At 29.2% G+C, this 19,941-nt stretch carries 19 protein-coding genes; 3 read left to right on the forward strand and 16 right to left on the reverse strand.

The genetic code is table 11. The annotated features are described in order from the left end of the window. The first annotated feature begins 137 nt into the window (after positions 1-137). Both K292_RS0107450 and recN read left to right on the forward strand, forming a co-directional pair. The gene (locus tag K292_RS0107450) at positions 138-587 is read left to right on the forward strand and encodes an arginine repressor (RefSeq protein WP_027399308.1); all 450 of its coding nucleotides are present in this window, start codon (positions 138-140) and stop codon (positions 585-587) included. 331 nt (positions 588-918) lie between these two features. Continuing rightward, positions 919-2,556, forward strand: a complete 1,638-nt coding sequence (gene recN, locus K292_RS0107455; protein WP_027399309.1) for a DNA repair protein RecN — start codon at positions 919-921, stop codon at positions 2,554-2,556. Positions 2,557-2,682: 126 nt separating this feature from the next. On the opposite strand, the gene K292_RS0107460 is transcribed toward recN, so the two are convergent. From K292_RS0107460 to K292_RS16395, 9 genes are all read right to left on the reverse strand, one after another. Then, positions 2,683-3,180, reverse strand: a complete 498-nt coding sequence (locus tag K292_RS0107460) for a shikimate kinase (protein WP_027399310.1) — start codon at positions 3,178-3,180, stop codon at positions 2,683-2,685. 138 nt (positions 3,181-3,318) lie between these two features. Beyond that, on the reverse strand, positions 3,319-5,295 hold the full coding sequence (locus K292_RS0107465; protein WP_027399311.1) for a bifunctional 4-hydroxy-3-methylbut-2-enyl diphosphate reductase/30S ribosomal protein S1: 1,977 nt from the start codon (positions 5,293-5,295) through the stop codon (positions 3,319-3,321). Positions 5,296-5,298: 3 nt separating this feature from the next. After that, a complete protein-coding gene (locus K292_RS0107470) occupies positions 5,299-6,567 on the reverse strand; it encodes a replication-associated recombination protein A (RefSeq protein ID WP_027399312.1) in 1,269 nt (422 codons plus the stop codon). Between the two features lie 21 nt (positions 6,568-6,588). Continuing rightward, a complete protein-coding gene (locus K292_RS0107475) occupies positions 6,589-7,218 on the reverse strand; it encodes an SPOR domain-containing protein (RefSeq protein ID WP_027399313.1) in 630 nt (209 codons plus the stop codon). 81 nt (positions 7,219-7,299) lie between these two features. After that, complete coding sequence (locus tag K292_RS0107480) at positions 7,300-7,809, reverse strand: hypothetical protein (protein ID WP_027399314.1); 510 nt, start codon at positions 7,807-7,809, stop codon at positions 7,300-7,302. A 40-nt stretch (positions 7,810-7,849) separates the two neighbouring features. Continuing rightward, positions 7,850-8,431, reverse strand: a complete 582-nt coding sequence (locus K292_RS0107485) for a J domain-containing protein (RefSeq protein WP_027399315.1) — start codon at positions 8,429-8,431, stop codon at positions 7,850-7,852. A 2-nt stretch (positions 8,432-8,433) separates the two neighbouring features. Continuing rightward, positions 8,434-9,342, reverse strand: a complete 909-nt coding sequence (locus tag K292_RS0107490; protein WP_027399316.1) for a DUF5685 family protein — start codon at positions 9,340-9,342, stop codon at positions 8,434-8,436. Between the two features lie 245 nt (positions 9,343-9,587). After that, complete coding sequence (locus tag K292_RS0107495; protein WP_027399317.1) at positions 9,588-11,216, reverse strand: APC family permease; 1,629 nt, start codon at positions 11,214-11,216, stop codon at positions 9,588-9,590. An 86-nt stretch (positions 11,217-11,302) separates the two neighbouring features. Next, on the reverse strand, positions 11,303-12,652 hold the full coding sequence (locus K292_RS16395) for a saccharopine dehydrogenase family protein (protein WP_245570839.1): 1,350 nt from the start codon (positions 12,650-12,652) through the stop codon (positions 11,303-11,305). Between the two features lie 539 nt (positions 12,653-13,191). Between K292_RS16395 and K292_RS0107505 the strand changes: the two genes are divergently transcribed. Next, complete coding sequence (locus K292_RS0107505) at positions 13,192-13,359, forward strand: zinc-ribbon domain-containing protein (RefSeq protein ID WP_027399318.1); 168 nt, start codon at positions 13,192-13,194, stop codon at positions 13,357-13,359. A gap of 78 nt (positions 13,360-13,437) precedes the next feature. Here K292_RS0107505 and K292_RS17835 read toward each other — a convergent pair whose 3' ends face one another. The 7 genes from K292_RS17835 to K292_RS0107540 form a co-directional block, all read right to left on the reverse strand. After that, positions 13,438-14,964 carry a VanZ family protein gene (locus tag K292_RS17835; RefSeq protein ID WP_051280491.1) on the reverse strand — a complete coding sequence of 509 codons (1,527 nt, stop codon included), beginning with the start codon at positions 14,962-14,964 and terminating at the stop codon, positions 13,438-13,440. Positions 14,965-15,177: 213 nt separating this feature from the next. Continuing rightward, complete coding sequence (locus K292_RS0107515; protein ID WP_027399319.1) at positions 15,178-15,831, reverse strand: DUF6382 domain-containing protein; 654 nt, start codon at positions 15,829-15,831, stop codon at positions 15,178-15,180. 2 nt (positions 15,832-15,833) lie between these two features. Continuing rightward, positions 15,834-16,616, reverse strand: a complete 783-nt coding sequence (locus tag K292_RS0107520) for a hypothetical protein (RefSeq protein WP_027399320.1) — start codon at positions 16,614-16,616, stop codon at positions 15,834-15,836. Positions 16,617-16,636: 20 nt separating this feature from the next. Beyond that, positions 16,637-18,061 (reverse strand): DUF5702 domain-containing protein, encoded by a 1,425-nt coding sequence (locus tag K292_RS0107525; RefSeq protein ID WP_027399321.1) that lies wholly within the window; start codon positions 18,059-18,061, stop codon positions 16,637-16,639. Beyond that, positions 18,058-18,279 (reverse strand): TadE/TadG family type IV pilus assembly protein, encoded by a 222-nt coding sequence (locus K292_RS0107530; RefSeq protein WP_027399322.1) that lies wholly within the window; start codon positions 18,277-18,279, stop codon positions 18,058-18,060. Before K292_RS0107530 ends, K292_RS0107525 begins: the two co-directional genes overlap by 4 nt. A gap of 28 nt (positions 18,280-18,307) precedes the next feature. Then, positions 18,308-18,469 (reverse strand): Flp1 family type IVb pilin, encoded by a 162-nt coding sequence (locus tag K292_RS18245; protein ID WP_084145933.1) that lies wholly within the window; start codon positions 18,467-18,469, stop codon positions 18,308-18,310. A gap of 68 nt (positions 18,470-18,537) precedes the next feature. Then, entirely contained in the window at positions 18,538-19,926 is a 1,389-nt protein-coding gene (locus K292_RS0107540) for a type II secretion system F family protein (RefSeq protein WP_027399323.1), read from the reverse strand. Positions 19,927-19,941 lie beyond the last annotated feature (15 nt).

A 19,941-nucleotide genomic window follows, 5' to 3' on the forward strand; every position in this document is an offset into this window, starting at 1 on the left:
ACCATATTATGTTACTTTTATCTTATCATTAAAAACGTATGTTTGTCTAGTAAAAATAATAATTGCTAAATTATTTTACTATGATATAATAAATATAAGTATACCTTTATATTTATTCGTTACAAAGGAGAATATCAATGAGATATGCAAGACAAAATAAAATACTTGATATCATAAATAACCATGAAGTTGAAACCCAAGATAAACTAGTTTCTTTACTTAATAAGAATGGTTTTAAAGTAACTCAAGCAACCATTTCAAGAGATATTAAGGAACTACATTTAATTAAAACTCTTTCTTCCACGGGAAAATATATATATACTGTAGGAAAAAGCATGGATCAGCCTATTTCTGATAGGTTTATCAAAATATTTAAAGAAACAATACAAACAGTAGTATCTTCAGGAAATATAGTACTTGTAAAAACTCTTAGCGGTTGCGGATCTGCTGCCGCCGAAGCTATCGACTCTTTAAATTTCCCAAATGTGATCGGCTCTATTGCAGGAGATAATACAATACTTCTTGTTATAAATGATCCTATGAATGTGCCTGCATTAGTAAATAAATTTAATGAAATGATAAAGTAGATAATAGAATAAAACTGTGATAAAATGAGTTTAATCCTTTGATTAAGCTCATTTTTACTATGTAAGAAATATGTAAATTAAAATTAGCCAAATAATCAAAGAAAGACTTTAATATAAGAATTGATAAATTTTATATTTTAAAATGCCAAATTATAAAAATAAAAATATTTAATTTGCCCTTATATAAATAATATCATTTACGATAGAAAAATCACATTAGTAATTAGTAATTTTCAATTATTAAGAATAACTAATATAATTTTTAATTTTGTAATTTATTTCTTAAATTAGCGAATAAAAAGATTTTCAAATACAATTAGGGAGGATACAAATGATTTCTCATATAAAAATAAAAGATTTTGCAATAATAGATAATGTTGATATTGATTTTTATTCTGGTCTAAATATTATTACAGGAGAAACCGGTTCAGGGAAATCCATAATTATTGAAGCAATAAGCCTTGCTTTAGGAAGTAGAGCAGACACCACCTTTGTACGATCAGGTAAAGAAAAAGCTATTATCCAGCTTATTGTAGAAGAAGATAAAAAAGAATACATAATTACAAGGGAAGTCTTTGCTGCCGGAAAAAGTATATGCAAAGTTAATGATGAAATTGTATCCGTTTCTTATTTAAATAAACTTTGTAAAAAAATAGTTGATATTCATGGTCAATATGACAATCAATCTCTGTTAAATCCTGAGTATCATCTTTCATTAATAGATAAATATGGTTCAGATATTATTGATCCTGTAAAAGATAAAGTTGCAGTACTTTATGAAGAATATACAAATATTAATAACAAGCTTAACTCTTTATTAAAAAATGCAGCAGAATCGGAGAGAAAAAGAGATTTCATGCAATTTGAATTACAAGAAATCGAATCAGTAAATCCCTATATAGGTGAAGATGAAGAATTATCCTCAGATTTACTCATTTTACAAAATAGTGAAAAAATATATCAGAATTTATCATCTGCATATGAAATAATTTATGAAAATTCTCCTTCTGCTTTTGAGGGACTTGGAAAAAGTATACACTTACTACAAGAAATATCTGACTATTCTAAGGATTTATCAAAATTAACGGAAAGCTTTTCTGACAACTATTATAAATTTGAAGATTTAATTAAAGATATAAGAAAAGAAAAAGAATCTATTTCATTTTCTTCAGAAAATTTGGATGAAACTATTAATCGTCTGAATTCACTAGATACTTTAAAGCGTAAATATGGGGGTTCTATTGAAAAAGTACTAAAGTACAAAGAAAACCTTATATCTAATATTAATAATATAGAAAATATAGATGTATTAAGAGAAGAATTATCAGCCAAATTAAAGAATTGTCATGAGAAGCTCCAAAAACATAGTGAAAAACTTACATCATTAAGAAAGCAAATTTCTGAGAAAATTGAGAAAAAAATTAATAATGAATTAAAAGAATTAAATTTTAACCATGCAGCTCTATCAATAGAATTTAATGATAACAAGGAAAATGGTAAAATTAATTTTAGTTCAAATGGTACAGATACAGTTGAATTTTTAATTATAACTAATCTTGGCGAAACTCCTAAACCACTTGCTAAAATTGCATCAGGAGGTGAAATCTCGAGGATTATGTTGGCGTTTAAATCTATAACTTGTGATTATGATAATATACCAAGCATGATCTTTGATGAAATTGACAACGGTATAAGTGGAATTACTGCTAGTATAGTAGGTAAAAAACTTCGACAAATAAGTAAAAATCATCAAGTTATATGTATTACTCATCTTCCTCAAATAGCTTCTTTTAGTGATCATCATTATAAGATACAAAAAATATTTGATGAAAAATCAACTTATACTGATATAATTTCTTTATCCTATGATGAAAAGATAAAAGAAATTGCAAGATTACTCGGCGGAACAAATATAACCGATACTACTCTAAAAAGTGCTGAAGAATTAATAAAATTATCCATTCAATAATTAAATATAAAGACTATCAAAATAAATTTATTTATATGATATGCTTCTCCTTATGAGAAATAGTTATTACAAAACTATCATAAATAGAACAGATTAATTACGATAGTCTTTATTATCTTTATTTTATTACAGTTTTACTACCTTAATAATTTCTAAAATTACTTCTTCAACATTTTTATCTTCGCCATTAATAATAAATTCTGCATATTTTTCATATAGAGGAATTCTTCGTTCATATATATCTTTAACAGTCTCTCCTTTAGCCATTGTAATTCCTCTTGTGCTAATATTATCTAATCTCATATTTATTGTCTCAAGGCTAAGTTTTATATAAACAATTTTGCCATCCTGTTTTAAATTCAGCATTGCATTAGGATAATAAACTGCACTACCTCCTGTAGAAATAACTGTATTGCTCACTTTAAGATCAGAGAGAATTCTTTCTTCAGCTTTTTTAAAGTAATCATTTCCTTTTTCATTTATTAAATCTTGTAGTAGACAATTTTCTTTCTCCTGTATTAACAAATCTGTATCTACAAAAGACTTTCCCAATGTTTTTGCTAATATTACACCCACTGTACTTTTTCCACATGCGGGCATACCAATTAACACAATATTTTCCAATTAACCCCCTCTTTCTTTTAAAACCATTCTTTAAACAATTTAATACCTTGAACTCAATTTAATTTATAGCGTTTAACACATAATCAATTTAAACTTAAAAAAGCAGGGCTAAAACCCTGCTCAATTATTTATATATTACTATTCTGCTTCAGCAGAATCTGCTGCTTCTTCGTTTACAGAATTATCAGCTGTAGGTGGCTCAAGAGTTTCTTTTATACTTAAGCTAATTCTTTTTCTTTCTTTATCAATTTCAAGAATTTTAGCTGATACTATTTGTCCAACTGAAATTTCATCAGAAATATTAGTAACACGCTTGTACGCTATTTCAGAAATATGAACAAGACCATCAAGTCCCGGTTCAAGCTCTACAAATGCACCATAATCCTTAATTTGAACTACTTTACCTGAAATAACCTGTCCAACTTGATAGTTTTCATCGATAACTGACCATGGCTCTGGTTTATTCTGTTTTAAGCCCAATGAAATTTTACCTTTTTCAGTATTCATTGAAAGAATTTTTACATCTATTTTTTCACCAATTTTTAATGCTTCCTGTGGGTGCTTTAACTTACCCCAAGAAATTTCAGAAATGTGAAGCAATCCGTCAATTCCACCTATGTCTACAAATGCACCATAATCAGTAAACCTCATTACGGTACCTGTAACAACGTCACCTACATTTAGTGCATTCCAAATTTCCTCTACTTTTTTCTGTCTTTCTTCAGTTAAGTATGCTTTATGAGAAAATACAGCTTTATTTCTCTTCTGGTCAACCCTAGTAACTCTTACTGGTAATGTTTTCCCAACAAATTCTTCAGCATTTTCAACAAATTTGTCAGATAGCTGTGATAATGGTATAAAACCGGAAACTTCCTTATAAACAGCAATTACGCCGCCTTTAACCTCTTTAATTACTTTGGCATCAACAAATGATTTATCTTCAAGAGCAGTATTAATTTCTTCCCAATGTTCGTTTACTTCAAGCTTTTTCTTAGAAAGAAGTATATTTCCATCTCCATCATCAGTCTTTAATACTTTTGCTTGAACTTCGTCGCCTTCCTTAAATAAATCAGTTAATTTTTGATCTCCCTCCAATGTCATCTCATCTCTTGGAATGATACCGTCTTTTTTGCAGCCAAGGTTAACTACAACCTCTCTGTCAGAAACTTGTATAACTTCACCTGTTATAATTTCTCCGCTGCGTGGCAATCTTAAGGACTTCTCAATTTCATCCATTAATTCATGCATTAAATTTTTTTCGTTGTTTTCAGTGTTAACTTCACTCATGGTAGCAATAACCTCCTTAATTATACGTTCAGGTGTAGATGCACCTGCCGCAACTCCTATTCTATTACATTTTTCGACTTCTTTCAATGGTAAATCTTCCTTATTTTCAACAAAATACGTTTTTCCGCAATATTTTTTTGAAATAGAATATAATTTCTTACTATTAGAGCTATGATTGCCACCAATAATTATCATAATATCCGATTTTTTAGCAATTTCCATGCAACTTTTTTGACGTTCTGTAGTAGCATTACATATAGTATTATATACTTTTACCATTTCTTTATTTTTTTCAAAGTAATTAACAATTTCATCAAAACATTCTTTCGTTATAGTAGTTTGTGCCACTATACAAAGATTATCCTCATTAACTTCCATAGCTTCTTTTAATGATTCTACAATATAAGCTTTATTATCACACCAACCATTGATTCCAACTACTTCAGGGTGTTCTTTATTTCCAATAACTACTACATTTTGTCCTTGATTTTTAGCTTCATGAACAAGTTCATGTATCCTTCTTACAAAAGGACAAGTAGCATCTATAACTTCTAATCCCATATCCTCAGAAATTTCATAAAATTTTTTAGGTTCTCCATGGGATCTTACAATAACCAAATCGCCTTTTTCTGCTTCATGCGGTTTAGATATAATTCCAACTCCTTTTTCAAGAAGCTCATCAGTTACTGCTTTATTATGAATTAAAGGCCCACATGTATAAATTCTTCTTTCTGTGCCTTGATACTTTTTAATTATGCTTTCCGTTTTTTTTATGGCTTCTCTAACACCAAAACAAAATCCCGAATGTTTCGCTAACTTAATCTCCATCGTTTACCTATTAAGGCTGTCTAAAAACCTTTTAAAAGCTCCTTCCTTTCCATTTTCTGTTGGTTCATAATATTTAACCTTTTCCTTATATAAATTATCAGGTAAATATTGCTGCTTTACATATCCTCCAAATGAATGAGGATATTTATAATCTATACCTATTCCACGTTTTTGGGCACCGGAATAATGTGAATCTTTTAAATGCTGCGGTATATCATCAATATTTTTTTTATGCAAATCCGATACAGCTTTTTCAAGTGCTACATATGACGCATTGGATTTTGGACATGAAGATAGTAATATAACTGCTTGTGCAAGGTTAATTCTTGCTTCGGGAAGGCCAACAATCATAGCAGCTTGTACACAGCTTGTTACTACAGTAACGGCATTAGGATAAGCCATTCCCACATCTTCACTGGCCATAACTAATAATCTCCTGCCAATTGTTTGAACATCCGCACCTCCATCTATTAATCTTGCTAAATAATGAATAGATGCATCAGGATCACTACCTCGTACAGATTTTTGCAATGCAGATAGTAAATTATACTTATCTTCACCTCTATCATAAAATGTAGTTTGTCGCTGCATGGCTTCTCCTACGATAGATTTATCAATTTTAACTTCACTTTTAATATTTTCTCCGATAAATCCCAACGTATCCAATGCTATTCTTGCATCTCCGCTGCTCATATCTGCAAGAATTTTAATTGCTTCCTCATCCCATTTCAGTTTACGCTTCCCTAAGCCTTTTTCATCATCCGAAAGAGCATGTATTAAGAGGTTATATATACTGTCTTTATCTAGTTTTTTAAATTCTAAGATTGTCCCAACTCTGCTCAATATTGCATTATTTACAGCAAAATATGGATTTTCAGTGGTACTCCCAATAAATTTAATAACTCCTTCTTCCAATGCTTTTAAAAGGGAATCTTGCTGTAACTTATTCCATCTATGAAATTCGTCTACATAAAGATATGTAGTTTCTTTTTGAAGGCCAAAAAATTTTAATTTCGTTTTATCAATGATCTCTTTTAATTCCTTTATCCCTGTTGTGGTTGCATTTAACTCATAGAAGTCTGCATCCATTTCTTTTGCAATTATTCTTGCAAGAGTTGTTTTTCCTGTACCCGATGGTCCAAAAAAAATTGCAGAATCAAAGGTTTTATTTTTAATTGCATTATAAAATAGGGAATCTTTATACATAAAGTGTCTTTGTCCTACAAAATCATCTAAAGATTCCGGTCTCATTCTTGTAGATAAAGGTATCATTATATTTCCTTTCAATTATTTTTAAATAATAGTTTTCATATCTATAATAAAGACATCTATAGCACTATTTGATACAATATTAGCGGCTTCTTTTGCTTTATCCTTACTATCATATGTATTTCCTAATACGCGGTAGCTTCCACCGCTCTCAAATACATATGCATTAATTCCTTGCGAAGTAAGTTCTTTAACTCTATTGCTTGCCCCTTCTTTTGACTCAAAATTACCAAATTGCAAAGAATATGCACCATCACTGCTTGTATTGTCTTTAGTATCATTTTCTTTATTACTTGTTTCAGTACTTTCTTTATCTTTTTCAGTACTATCTTTACTTGCTGTTGCTTTATCATCTGTTGTTTTTTCATTGGAATCATCGTTAGATTTGTCTAAATCCTTTACTTCTTGCTTGTCAATAATAACACTTGGTAAACTGGTTATAGTATTTATTCCTGAATCAGTAGTATTATCAGATTCCTTTGTAACTTCATTATCAGATTCGACTTTTTGACCATTTAAGAAATAAGGATATATTATATATTTTGTTCCTGCATATCCTGTTACCACAGCAAATATTATAATTATAATAAGTATTGAAAAATTAGTTTGATTCCTTCTGTAGCCTCTGGCATAACGCCTGTTATTTCTTCTCATTTTTATCCCCTCTTTTCATAGCATTTTTAATCTATCAAAGTATCTCATATAGCTATGTTTATTCAGAGAAGATCAAATTTATTACCAGCTCTTAGGTTTTCTTCTTAAATAAAATCCTATCCCCATTGTAAATAAATAATCGTAAAACAAGAAAATAATCTGAGCACCGCCTATAATTAGCGGCCTAGAAAAGTCAGGTATTTTTATATTACCAAGAAATGCCTCTTTGAAAAAAAATATTCCTGAAGCAAGTATTATATTAAAAAATAAAAGTTTTAATATGATTTCTATAGGCTGTTTTTTCAATTTTTCAATATAATATTTTATAATACCATATAATCCAAAAAACATTACAAATGGCAATAATCCCACTTTATTAGGTATTAGAAGTATAGAAAGAATTGCTGAAGCCAAATAAAATATCCACCCTGCTTTTATTCCTGATTCTAAAATTATAAAAGCGGTATAAAAAGAAGCAATCGCATATAAAGTAAGCTCTATACCCGGCATAAATGTAGCCAAAAACAAAGTAATCATAGAAAGAGCAATCATAACTCCCCCCATAGCTACTCCTTTCGTAGATTCTTTCATATTATCTCATACTCCTTGCATCAAAATGAAAATTTATATATTATATGCAGTCACAACAAAGATCAGCACAGCAATAACACTGCAATGCTTGGCAAAACGGATCTGAACCTGCTCCGTTATATCCTCTGCCATATGCCGTTGTTCTGTAGCCGCCAGCTGCTCCCATGATACTATTCATGGCGTTTTTATATTCCATATTGGAAGGATCCATAGATATTGCTGTCTGTACATTACTTAGAGCATTATCATACCAACCCTTTTTCAAGGAAATCATACCATTTAAGAAAAACCACTCTGCATTTTTATCACGCATCTTATTGAGCATAGACTCTGCCAATGGAAGATTTCCTCTGTCGATATTTTTTCTTATTTCCATAAATTGAGGATTCATTCCCGTTTGGTTACTACTTGTTGAGTATGAACTGCCCCCAGATCCATTGTTCTTCATCAAATAATCATATGCTTCATTTATTTCCTGCAGCTTTTCTTCCGCCAATTCATAGAGAGGATTATCCTGGAATTTATCTGGATGATATTTCTTTACCTGCTCTCTGTAAGCTGCTTTTATTTCTTCTTTGCTAGCTCCTTCTTTTACACCTAATATTTCATATGGATTTTGCATTGTTACTCTCCTTTTTCATCTGTACTTTTATTTATCCCCAATACTTCTTCTGTTTTCCTATGAAGTCCAAAATATATTATATTTTCAATAAGTCCTTTATTTTTTTTTATATTTAAGTTTTCATATGCTTTAGCAACCTCTGCTAAATAGCACATTAAATTAAACTCTACTCTATTTGCAATTCTTGCTTTAAATTCTTCTATAGTTTCTTTACTTTTGTAATCATATTTAAACTGATTAATTAGTGGATTATATACTTTATTTTTAGCATTATCTTCAATATCATCAAATGCATCAATAAGATAAATCCATTTTCCAAGATGATACCCCATTTTTCTAAATGCCAATCTTACATTTTCATCATTTTCTTTATCTTCTGCAAATATACTTTCTCCATCAAAGACTTCTTCCATTAGCTTTGCAAAAGGTTCTGCAGCTGGATCAATGTTATCACAGTTATCTTTTTCCAAAATTGAAAGTTCTGTTAAACGTTCTTTTGTAATATTGCATTTTTCACTTCTATTTTTTAATATTTTTTTAAAACTGCTTTTCATAAGAACACTGCCAAGAGCTGCAGTAATTTTCTTTTCATCTTTAAAATCATCTTTTAATTTAAAATAAGCTAGAATTAACATTAAATCAGCAGCATAGTCTATAGCCTTATTATCATAAACTATATTTCTTTTTTTCAAAGGATTAACTATACACCTTTCAGTACGTATAGTTTCTGCATCAGAATTAATACCGCCTAAAATCAAAGCTAAGAGAACAGAATCATAACTTAACGTAAATCTAGGAATCTGCCCGTATCTTTTCCCAATAGATTTACAAATCCCGCAATAGTAACCGCTGTACATTTCATACTCTCTTACTTTCAGTTCTGGTTTTTCCGGTAAAATATATCCTAACATCTTATCCTTTCAGTATTAAAAAAATAGGACAGGTTCACCCGTCCTTATCGTGACATACATAAAAAATCATTCCCATTCTTAGTCACAATATCCGAATGTTCATAAATTAAAGCTGTAATTTTACAATTATCTTTTAATATTACAGTAATTTTATCATTAATAACTTATATTATACTTTAAAAACTTTCTAAATAAAAGAAAAAAATACACCTATGCAAGATGTATTTTTTTCTTTTACTTTAATTTTATTTTTCTGGTTCAACCTTTTTGCCTATTATATATAGAATTATTCCTATTGAAAATACAATTAATCCTCCAATTAAAAGACTATCTATCATCTGTTGGAAATTACTAAAAAGACCGCTTTCATACTCCTCTAAATAATATTCTTCACCCCAGTCTCCTTCATACCAAATTAAGAAGAAATGCCCTACTACTGCAAATATTCCTGCAATCATACAATACAATGAAATTCTTAAAGTATCTCCAACTGCTAATTTTGTTTTTAAATTAACAGGATAAAGAATAGGATCATTTTTGTAAAGGCCACCAAATTTTATTTTAAAAAGAATATAGAATATTGGTCCTGTGGAAGTTGCAAGCAAACCAATCAAAAAATAATCAGTTCCATTAATTAGTAAAGCTATAACAGATATTACAACCGGAAGTCCTGCAAATAAATATAAGCCTGTTTTTCCCCACGGTATAATAAAGCAGCCTTCTCTTTCACTTATTGGTATGGTTTTTCTGAGTTTGATCACTGCAAGAGGCATAATAATATATAATGCAAGCATAAAAACTACTTCAGTCATAACAAGAGTAGTAAAATCATATTGTGCAAGAAACATAGTAACAATAGACAAAGATAAAATACCTACATATGGAACGCCTCTTCCCTTACTGACCTTTACTAAAAATTCAGGGCAAAGATTGTCATCAGCTAAAACAAAAAAACCTCTTGATCCGGATGCTAAATAAGTGTTAAATATTGCACACTGAGAAATTATAGCTACAAATAAGAATACATATCCCCAAACATGACCTAAATTTTCTGTTAAAACAGCAGCATAACCTACGGCACCGTCTGTAGACCAATTTTCCCATTGTCCAATTGAAGCAATACCCCCCATTGTTGGAAGAACATATGTAAGTGCAATAAGGGGCATTGCAATTATTAAACCTTTTGGAATCACTTGAGGATTCTTTACTTCACCAGCCATATTTGAAATACATTCATAACCACAATACATCCAAATACAAATTCCTATACAACCACCTATACTTTCAAGCAATGTCATATCTTCAGGTATAAAAGGAATTGCTGGATTATAATTCCAATTCATAAACCCTACCAATGCAACCGCTGCAAATGCCAATATAATTAAAATTGATAATATAGTACTGACTTTACCAACTTCTCTAATCCCCATTAAATTTATTATTGTGAAAATAGCTATCATAATTATTTTCAGCAAAAATGCCGTTGCCTCAGACATTGGAACAAATTGACTTGTGTAACCTACTACCAACGCAACATAAACGCCATTTGTAATATATGTTGAAATTGTTGCCCACCATCCTGCTTGAAAGCCCCAAAATTCTCCAAAAGCTTCTCTTACCCAAACATAAACACCGCCTTCAGAGGGAAGTATAGATCCCATTTCAGCTACAAGATTACTAATAGGTAATGCCCAAATAATCGGGAAAATTATCAGCATTACTAATGTTAAGCCAGGGCCGCTTGCCGGTATCATTTCTTCTATGCCAAAAGCTCCTGCTGCTACTAAGCAATAAATCATGAAAACTATACCTGATACTTTCATATCATATTTTTTCAGACCTGCTACACCATGTGTCTGATTTAAATCAGCCATATTAGTACCTCTCTTTCTCACAGTACAGAGCAAATATATTTTAATTAAAAATATACAAATGTACTTTTAAAATATTCATTATGAAATTATTCATTAGCCATTTTCCTAGCTACTGCCTTATTAATCTTTTCTGCCTCCTTAAAAATTTGTGACATAATATATTTGTCATTAATAGACTTATATTCAGAATCCATTTCTACAATACCGTATTCAAAGCCTGCTTCATCCATTATTTTCAAATATGGAATCGGGTCAAAATGTTCAGGGCCAAATACGCCTTTGTCATTCCAAACTCCCGTTCCTATTAATTCAATGCCAACTGCTGCGCCAAAACCTGTTTGTGCAACTACAGCCTGCATTTGCCATTTTTTCATTGATTCTTGATTATCAAAAGGTTGATATAAAAATACTTCTCTCTTCATTCCATCCTTTATTCCAATACAATGAATACCAACACACATCTTCCCTATCATTTCATCTCCTAAATCTTTAGGCTGAGGTGCTGCTGCTGCAACCACATCACGCGGTATTACCATTTGTCCATCCACTTCTATTGGTTTTAAGCTTCTTAAACCTAAAGCATTAATCACTTTTAATGCTTTTACAAGATTTTCATCTAAAGCGATTTTAAATGTAGCTTTTTCAAGCCCATATTTTTCAAGATACCTAGGCATAAGAACAGTTTCTTCATGTTCAACTTTTACTAATGTATTTTGGCCTACACCTGCAGGCATTTCAAAGGTTTCTTCTCCTGCAAATGGTTTATCGATTATAAATCCATCTTTTTTACTCCATTCAACATTAGGATTTACGCACTCATCAAGTACTGTCCATACATTAAATCCAAAAGTAATATCATCTTTGCCTGCACTTGGAATAGTAAGATTTCCTCCGTCTTTTACATGTATTTCTTTTAATTCATCAAATAAATACTCTGCTGCAAATTTTGCAAAAACGTCTACAACTCCAGGATCAATGCCTAAACATATACATGCCATGTTATTATTTCTAGCCCAATCATCATGTCTGTCAAAATTATATTTTGCCATTGGTTCTAAATAACTCTTATCAAATCCTAATCCATATTTAGGATTTTCCATTGGAACTGACCAAGTACCCATACATGCATATTTAACATTTGCTTCATATGCTGCATCAAAGATATTATTGCAAACAAAAGGTGCTGCAGCATCCATAACAAAGTCGCAATTATGTTTTTTAATTAAATCCACTATGCTTTGTGTCTCTTTTGCATCTATATGCTCTGCAATATAGATACTACTTCCTCCTAAATGCTCAACTACTTCTTTAGCTCTTTCTAAACTATAGTCTGATATAACTACTAATTCCAACCAGTCAGCATTAGGGTCACGAGTTTGTAATATTTTTAAAATAGATTCTCCTACTGCTCCTGCTCCAACTAATAACATTCTCATAATTTTACCTCCCATTTAATATTCAAAACTGACTTAAATGGCTAAATATCATACATTGTTATTAGCATACAATATCCAAACTAGAAACAATAAAAAAAGAATATACGTATGCTTATAGCAACATATATTCCTCTGTCCTTTTGCCAGTTGGTTATATCCACGTAGGCGCCACATATGTGATCTCTCCAAAGATTCGTCAGATAACCTTCCTTTTTACCTGTCAGTTTCATCAAAAGATTGTAATCTCTTTCGATTTGCTTCTTCGGTCCTCTAAAAACAGAGTGTCTAGGGCTATCCTCTACCGAAATATTTAGCTTTACTTTTTAATATATTATTAAATCTATGCGCGCGCTTTGTATTGTAGAACAATTCTGACAATTCATATTTTTTTAATATTTTTATAGACAGATTAAATAAAAATATATATAATATAGATATATATATTTAAAATAAATGGTCCGATCATCTTTTTGAAAGTCGACTCCATAACCTATTTTAAATATTTAAATTATTTTTTTTAAAAACTTGGAGGAAAATCAATGGAAGACAAAACACTCGTATGTCAAGACTGTGGGCAGGAATTTGTATTTACAGTAGGAGAACAAGAATTCTACAAAGAGAAAGGTTTTGATAACGAACCAAAAAGATGTAAGGAATGCAGAGATAAAAAGAAGAACGAAAGAAGACAATTCAGAAACGACAGATAATAAAAGTATTACAACATTAAAAAACCGGGCCATGCTCGGTTTTTTAATGTATATTATGATTTTTTTAATTTAATTTCTCTAACTTTCTTGTAAACTATCTTCAATTTTATTATATAATTTTATACTATCTTCCCATCTGCCTTCTTCAGTGCTCCCCATGACTACACAAATGTAAATATCTCCCTCTACTTCAGCAGCAGAAACTAAACAACAACCTGCATTTTCAGTTGTTCCGGTTTTAAGTCCTATAACCGTCTTATAATAATATTGGCTGTTTGGATTAATTAGCTCATTTGTATTTTGATATGTTATACTTTCTCCGCTTAGCCATTCATCATAAATACTATAGGAACCTGCTATGTTTTTTAATTCATTACATTTTAAAAATCCTTTAGCTATTAACGCAAGGTCGTGTGCTGTTGTATATTGATTTTCAATATCATACCCATCCGGTCTTACAAAATTAGAATTTTCAGCACCTAAATTTTTTGCTTTTAAATTCATCTTGTCCATAAAAACCGTAATAGCTTCATCTATGGAAAGATTCTCATTTTCAGCTATTTTTCTACCTGTAAAAACCGCTAAAGCATATGCCGCATCATTTCCTGAGGGCAATAAAAGTCCATCTAATAATTGTTTAACGTTTAACCTACTTCCAGGATATACCCAAGCTCTTGAAGCATTCGCCGAGATTAAATTTACCTCATCACCAACTTGTACTATTTCATTTATGTCACAATAATCTAAAACGGTTAAAGCTGTCAACATTTTTGTTGTACTTGCAGGTGCAATTTTTTCATCACTTGACTTTTCATAGAACAATGTATTAGTAGTAACATTCATAAAATATACATCTTTTGCTTCAACTTCTGCTGAAATTTGTTTATTTGCCGGCTTTATTTCTTCAGATATTACTTTTGGAATAACAGTCTCTTTATTTTTAATATTTTGTGCTACAATATTCTTTTCTGAAAGACCAACTGTAAATACACCAATAATTATAAGAATACACAAGGCATTAATACTAGCAGTATCATTATATTTTCTTTTATATCTACCTTCTCCTATTAATTTCAAAATCCCTATTTTCTTACGTAATGATGGTATAAAAATCAATAATGCTCTTCCAATTATATAACCTACAAAAGTTCCTATTGTACTTAAAATAATGTCATCTATATCTGCACCACGATTCTCAAATAACTGTATAAATTCAATTAATAAAGAAATTCCCATTCCCTTATATAATGTTACATAAAGTTTTTGGCACTTATTTGACAATAGAACAAATAAAATTCCTATAGGAACAAACATAAATATTTTTCCTATAAAATCAAATAAATTATCATGCATATCAGATAATATTTTAAATGGTACTAAGTTTATATTTCCCCAAAACTTTGAAACAGAAAAACCATATACGGGAGAAATTGTTGATGAGAAAAGAAACGTTAAATATAAACCTAATATTATTAACAATAATCTGTTAATTCCTGCAGCATGTTCATGCTTTCTTTTTAAATTAATCTGTGAAAAAATCAGTACAACAATATTTACTATTAATCCAACTATAAAAAAATCTTTTATTACTACTATATTTTCCATAAAAACAATAACTCCTTTCAATAGTACTATTTTACCAGAAAATTTTTTTATTTGTTATAATAAAAACTTAAGAAATTATTAAGAAATTATTAACAATAATCAAACTTCCATCAATTATTTGTCTTAAATCTCATATTCTATATTTAGTACTATCTAAAAAGTTTTATTTTAATTTAAAATGTTGTTTAAGTTTAAATTAAATATATAAATTTATTATCTTAAGGAATCAGCATAAGTAATCACAAATTCCCTTTTTATTCTACTAATTTCATTACTTATTTCGTCAATCCCAAGATTTTCTCTTTTTATATTTTGAGTAAGATTAAATAGAGTATTACTAACAATTTCTTCATTAAATAATTTATTAATACTATCTATAAACTCTATTATCTTTGTTTGAGTTGGCAAATCATTTTCTTCGGGCAGATATGCAATATGTATATTTCCAGTTTGTATATTTGCAAATATATTATCTTTGCAAATCCTATACCTATTAAGAAATAAAAGACAATCCTCTGCATCTTTTACAGCACTTAATATTTGCTCTATTATTGAAAATGCAATCCTAGTATTTTCTTCTTGTGGAAATCTTTCTTTTTTTTCATTTTTAATTGATCTAATATAAGATTCTATTGGTATTAATCTTGTTATATCATAATAGATTTTTTCTTTAGAATCAATATTTATAAAATTCATCGGAAGCATATAATGACATAAATTGCTTTCTAAATATTTTCTTTCAAAATTATAAAACTTAGCTGAATCTATTTCCATAACAAGTTTTCTTCTTCCATATAAATCTTCAATTTTAACCTCATAACTTTGTAATTTAAAATCTTCTTTTATTTCATCTTCAAAGTCTCTCATATTTATTCACCTCCACATTTATGACAAGGAGTATATCCTTTAGCTATAGCCTCTTCTTTTTCCATAGGTATAACATATTTTTTTACCAGCGGACAATTTCCTGAATGGTATACTTTTCCTGTATTAGTAAAGCAATAAACTATATTTCCATCTGCAATTTCATCTGCATTGCATAAATCACAACTTTTATATTTTTTCCTTATGGCACTGTTTAATATAACTTGTTTTGGTTTGTTACTAATATACGAACAATTCTCTTTATGATATCTCTTTCCTGCTTTTGGAAACACCCATACGATTTCCGATTTATTAAACTTTTCCATTTCTTCAAAGCTCATAGGATCTAGATTCTCATCTGCACCAATAAAAGCTCTAAAAAGAAGTTTATCAGATATTGGTATATTATTATAAAATTGAATTGGCATTCTTATTTTTATGTTATAATTTAACTGGGCAGAAATAAGACCTGATACACCTTTATATTTATATAAATATTTATAATTTGATAGGTTTACTTTTTGAACATCTTTAGGTTTATTTTTATATATTTTATTTTTTATTAAAAGTTCAAAACTGGAATTAAGAAATTTATTACTATTTTTATAAACTTCTGCTACATATGTATTTTTTGACAGTTCATGTGCTTCTTTTTCAAAGATGAAAAAATTTGATTCTTGAATCCACAAAATTTTAATAAGATAAGCTAATGTTAATAAACCAATTATAAAGACAGGAATAAAAATTGCTGCTTCTACAGTTATAAATCCTTTTTTATTTTTTTTCATATATTTATCCTTTTATTTAATTAGTACGTGCAAAGCCCTTCTAAATTAGTAACCCTTTTCCCTCTTTGCTTAAAAATCCCACTTTCTTTAGTTAAAATTGCATCATATTCAAATCCTATGCAATAATCTTGCAAGAAAAAATTTTTATTGTATTTACCTATCATATTAATTTGTATCAAATCCATTATTCTTATAAGCTTTTTATTCCTATCTCTCATAGTCAATAATATCTTTAAATATCCTTCGTAATCTAATCCCTTATCATTTTGCTTAGATTTGCCCTTCGTATTACCTTTGACTAATTGATTCAAATCCAAAGCCCAACTTTCGGAAGTTTTCATAAAAGGTACCTTTTTACCTTCTTCTAAAAGTCTTATATCATTTCCGCCCTCAGCTGCTGCCCAACTGGAAATTATTATAAATTGGGTTACGGGAGCCCATGGACCTGGAGTTAAACTATTTGCTAAAGTTAAGGTTTCATTTAATTTTGTTTTATCAACATAAATATATGCCATATTAAGACCTGTTCTTATTGCTAATAGTTCAGCTTTAGCTTTTTTATAATTAATCTGATCATTAAAACTACCATACAGTATATATTCTGCTTCATTCCTAAAAAATCCTTCACCGTGATTTCCAAGGTTTTGTTGATTACTGAATGTATCCAATATATACTCATTTATCAGAATAGCATTAAAATTAATATTTATATTACCGCTATTACTAGTTCCAATTATTTTAGATGGTAGTCTATTTATAACCTTTTGATTTTTTAATATAGAGCTGCCCTTACCTTTCTTGTTTACATTTGTTTCACCAATACTTTCAGATAAGGATTTAATTTTTTTTAATTTCTTTTTACCGTCTTTTATTTTCTCCTCATTTTCATTATTATCCTTATTTTTTTCTTTTTCTTTAATTTCTTTTTTTAATTCATCACTTTCATTAGTTTTATCGTCAGTTAGTTTTTTACTTTTTTTTATTTGTGAAACATGTTCTTCATTTTCTGTTAGTACATCATCAATGGCTTTTTCAATTAACCTATATTTCATATACTCATTAATTTTTTCTTCGAAAATATCCATGTTTGTAATAGAATATCCTGTAAGATTTGCATTTATATCTTTTAAATTAAGTCTTAATAAGTCCATAGTACCTTTTTTATCAGTTTTATTTAAGCTGGCTTCTGCATACATTCTTATCTTATTTTCTATAGTTTCTTTATCACCTTTAAACGCAAAAATTCCGTAATCTTTTTTTAAATTCCTATTATACTCTGATAAAATCGAACTTCCTGCTAATCTTAATACACCATCAGCATAACTGTGTGCAGCTTTTCCTGATGAGATTTCTATAAACATGCCAACTAATATAATCATACTTAATAAAATAGCAGTAAGAAATATTGATGTTGATCCCTTTTTATTACATATATAGTTTTTCAATTATCTTCCTCCATTTTTGTTAAATCAATTTTCCTTACAAAATCTACTTCATCTCCTTGCTGATTTTCTCTTTCGATCAGATGATCATTACATTGATTTTCTATTTTTTCATACATTGAAACAGAGATATAAATAATCGACATTACTGCTATTATAACTACAGGAAATATCAAACTAGCTTCAACAATGGTAGTCCCTTTTTTATTTATTATTTTCATAACATAATACCTTTTTATGTAAACTTTTTTAAAAATCACTGTTTAATAAATTATCAAATGTAGAATTTACAAATTCTCCTATTTTATCTTTGAAAATCAAGCCCAGTCCAATAGCTATAGCTATTAATATTGCCACTTGAACTAGCTCCATTCCCTTTTTATTATTTTTAATTTTAATAATTCTCTTCATTATCTTTTCTCCTTTTTCATTAATATTCTAAATCTAATAGCTTTACATGGATTTGAAATATAAATAAATCACATTTCAATAAGTGCTGGCACAATTGTTATTACGATTAAAACTAAAAGTAAGATTAAAAGTGGTAATGTAAGTTTAGTCTCTGCTAGTCTACCCCTTTCTTCTGCATTTTTTTTCCTGTTAAGCCAAAGAAGCTCCGACTCCGATTCAAGCTTTTCAGCTAATGTACTTCCTTTATTTATATTTTCCGCTATTATGGCTGAAAACCTCATAAACTCTCTGATTCCACACCTCTGTGCAAAATTCTTTAGCTCTGAAATAACAGATAAATTTGTACCATCAACTTTCCTTTGTATTTCACATAACTCCGCATATAAGACTTTTTCTTCGCAATGATAATCAGCATAATCATTTGAAATCTTTAGCAATGCGGTAGTTGGCACTAGTCCTGCATTAAGAAGTAATACAAGTTTATTAACAAAGTCAGGGAAATCATTCAGCATAGATTCTTTAGCAGTTTTAATTTCCTTATCTATCTTTACATATCTGTTTTTAAATATAATTAATATTAAAAGAACAAATATAATAATTAGTATAGTAATATCATTACTTTTCTTATCGCTCCATCTAATTTTAATATTATCTTGTAAATTATTTGGTAATACTAAATAATTGTTATCACGGTTATCAGCAAGTTCATCAGTTAATGCGGCTAATCTGCATTCAAGTATGTTCTTAACATCTACATTATCCTTTGCCGGTATAACTCTTAAATTTATTTCTTTTTCATATGTTAAATCATCTAATATTAATTCCGCAGTTAAAATTACTTTTTTTCCCTTACTAACACTCATTGAATCTACTTGTCCTGTTTCTCCTATAATATCAGGGTTATTTGAAGTCCATTTTATTACAATCCCATTTTCTTTGTCTTTTTCTACTAAATTTAATTCTTTTGTAATCTCATTATCCGACTTATTTTCACCTAATATAATTTTGGGTAATTTATCCGCATAATTTTTCAAAATCTTAGATTTTTGCTTATTTGTAAGTTTCTTTGTTTTCACACTTAATTGAACATCTTTTTCCATTTGAGTATCTTCATGCTCAAGTTCAACATGAACATCAACAGTTTCTGCTTTATCCCCAATTACAGGTCGATTAATATAAGTTAAATTTCCTTCTTTTTTTACTTTACCATCTAAATTTATAAAATTATCAACTACAATCAAAAGAATAAATAATAGAAACAAGCTTATAATTACTATGTATCTTTTCAAATTATCGTATTTAATCTTATTTATGTATTCAATACAATTTCTATCTCCATACCTTTCACGAAACTTCATTTCAAGTACAGTAGTCTTTCCTATAATCCAATCTGGTAATTTAGGCATTAACCATTCTATAAAAATTTTTAAAATATCCTTATATTTTTTCCCTTTCATATTTACACCTAACCC

This window comes from Anaerovorax odorimutans DSM 5092 (assembly GCF_000426305.1).
GTDB lineage: Bacteria > Bacillota > Clostridia > Peptostreptococcales > Anaerovoracaceae > Anaerovorax > Anaerovorax odorimutans.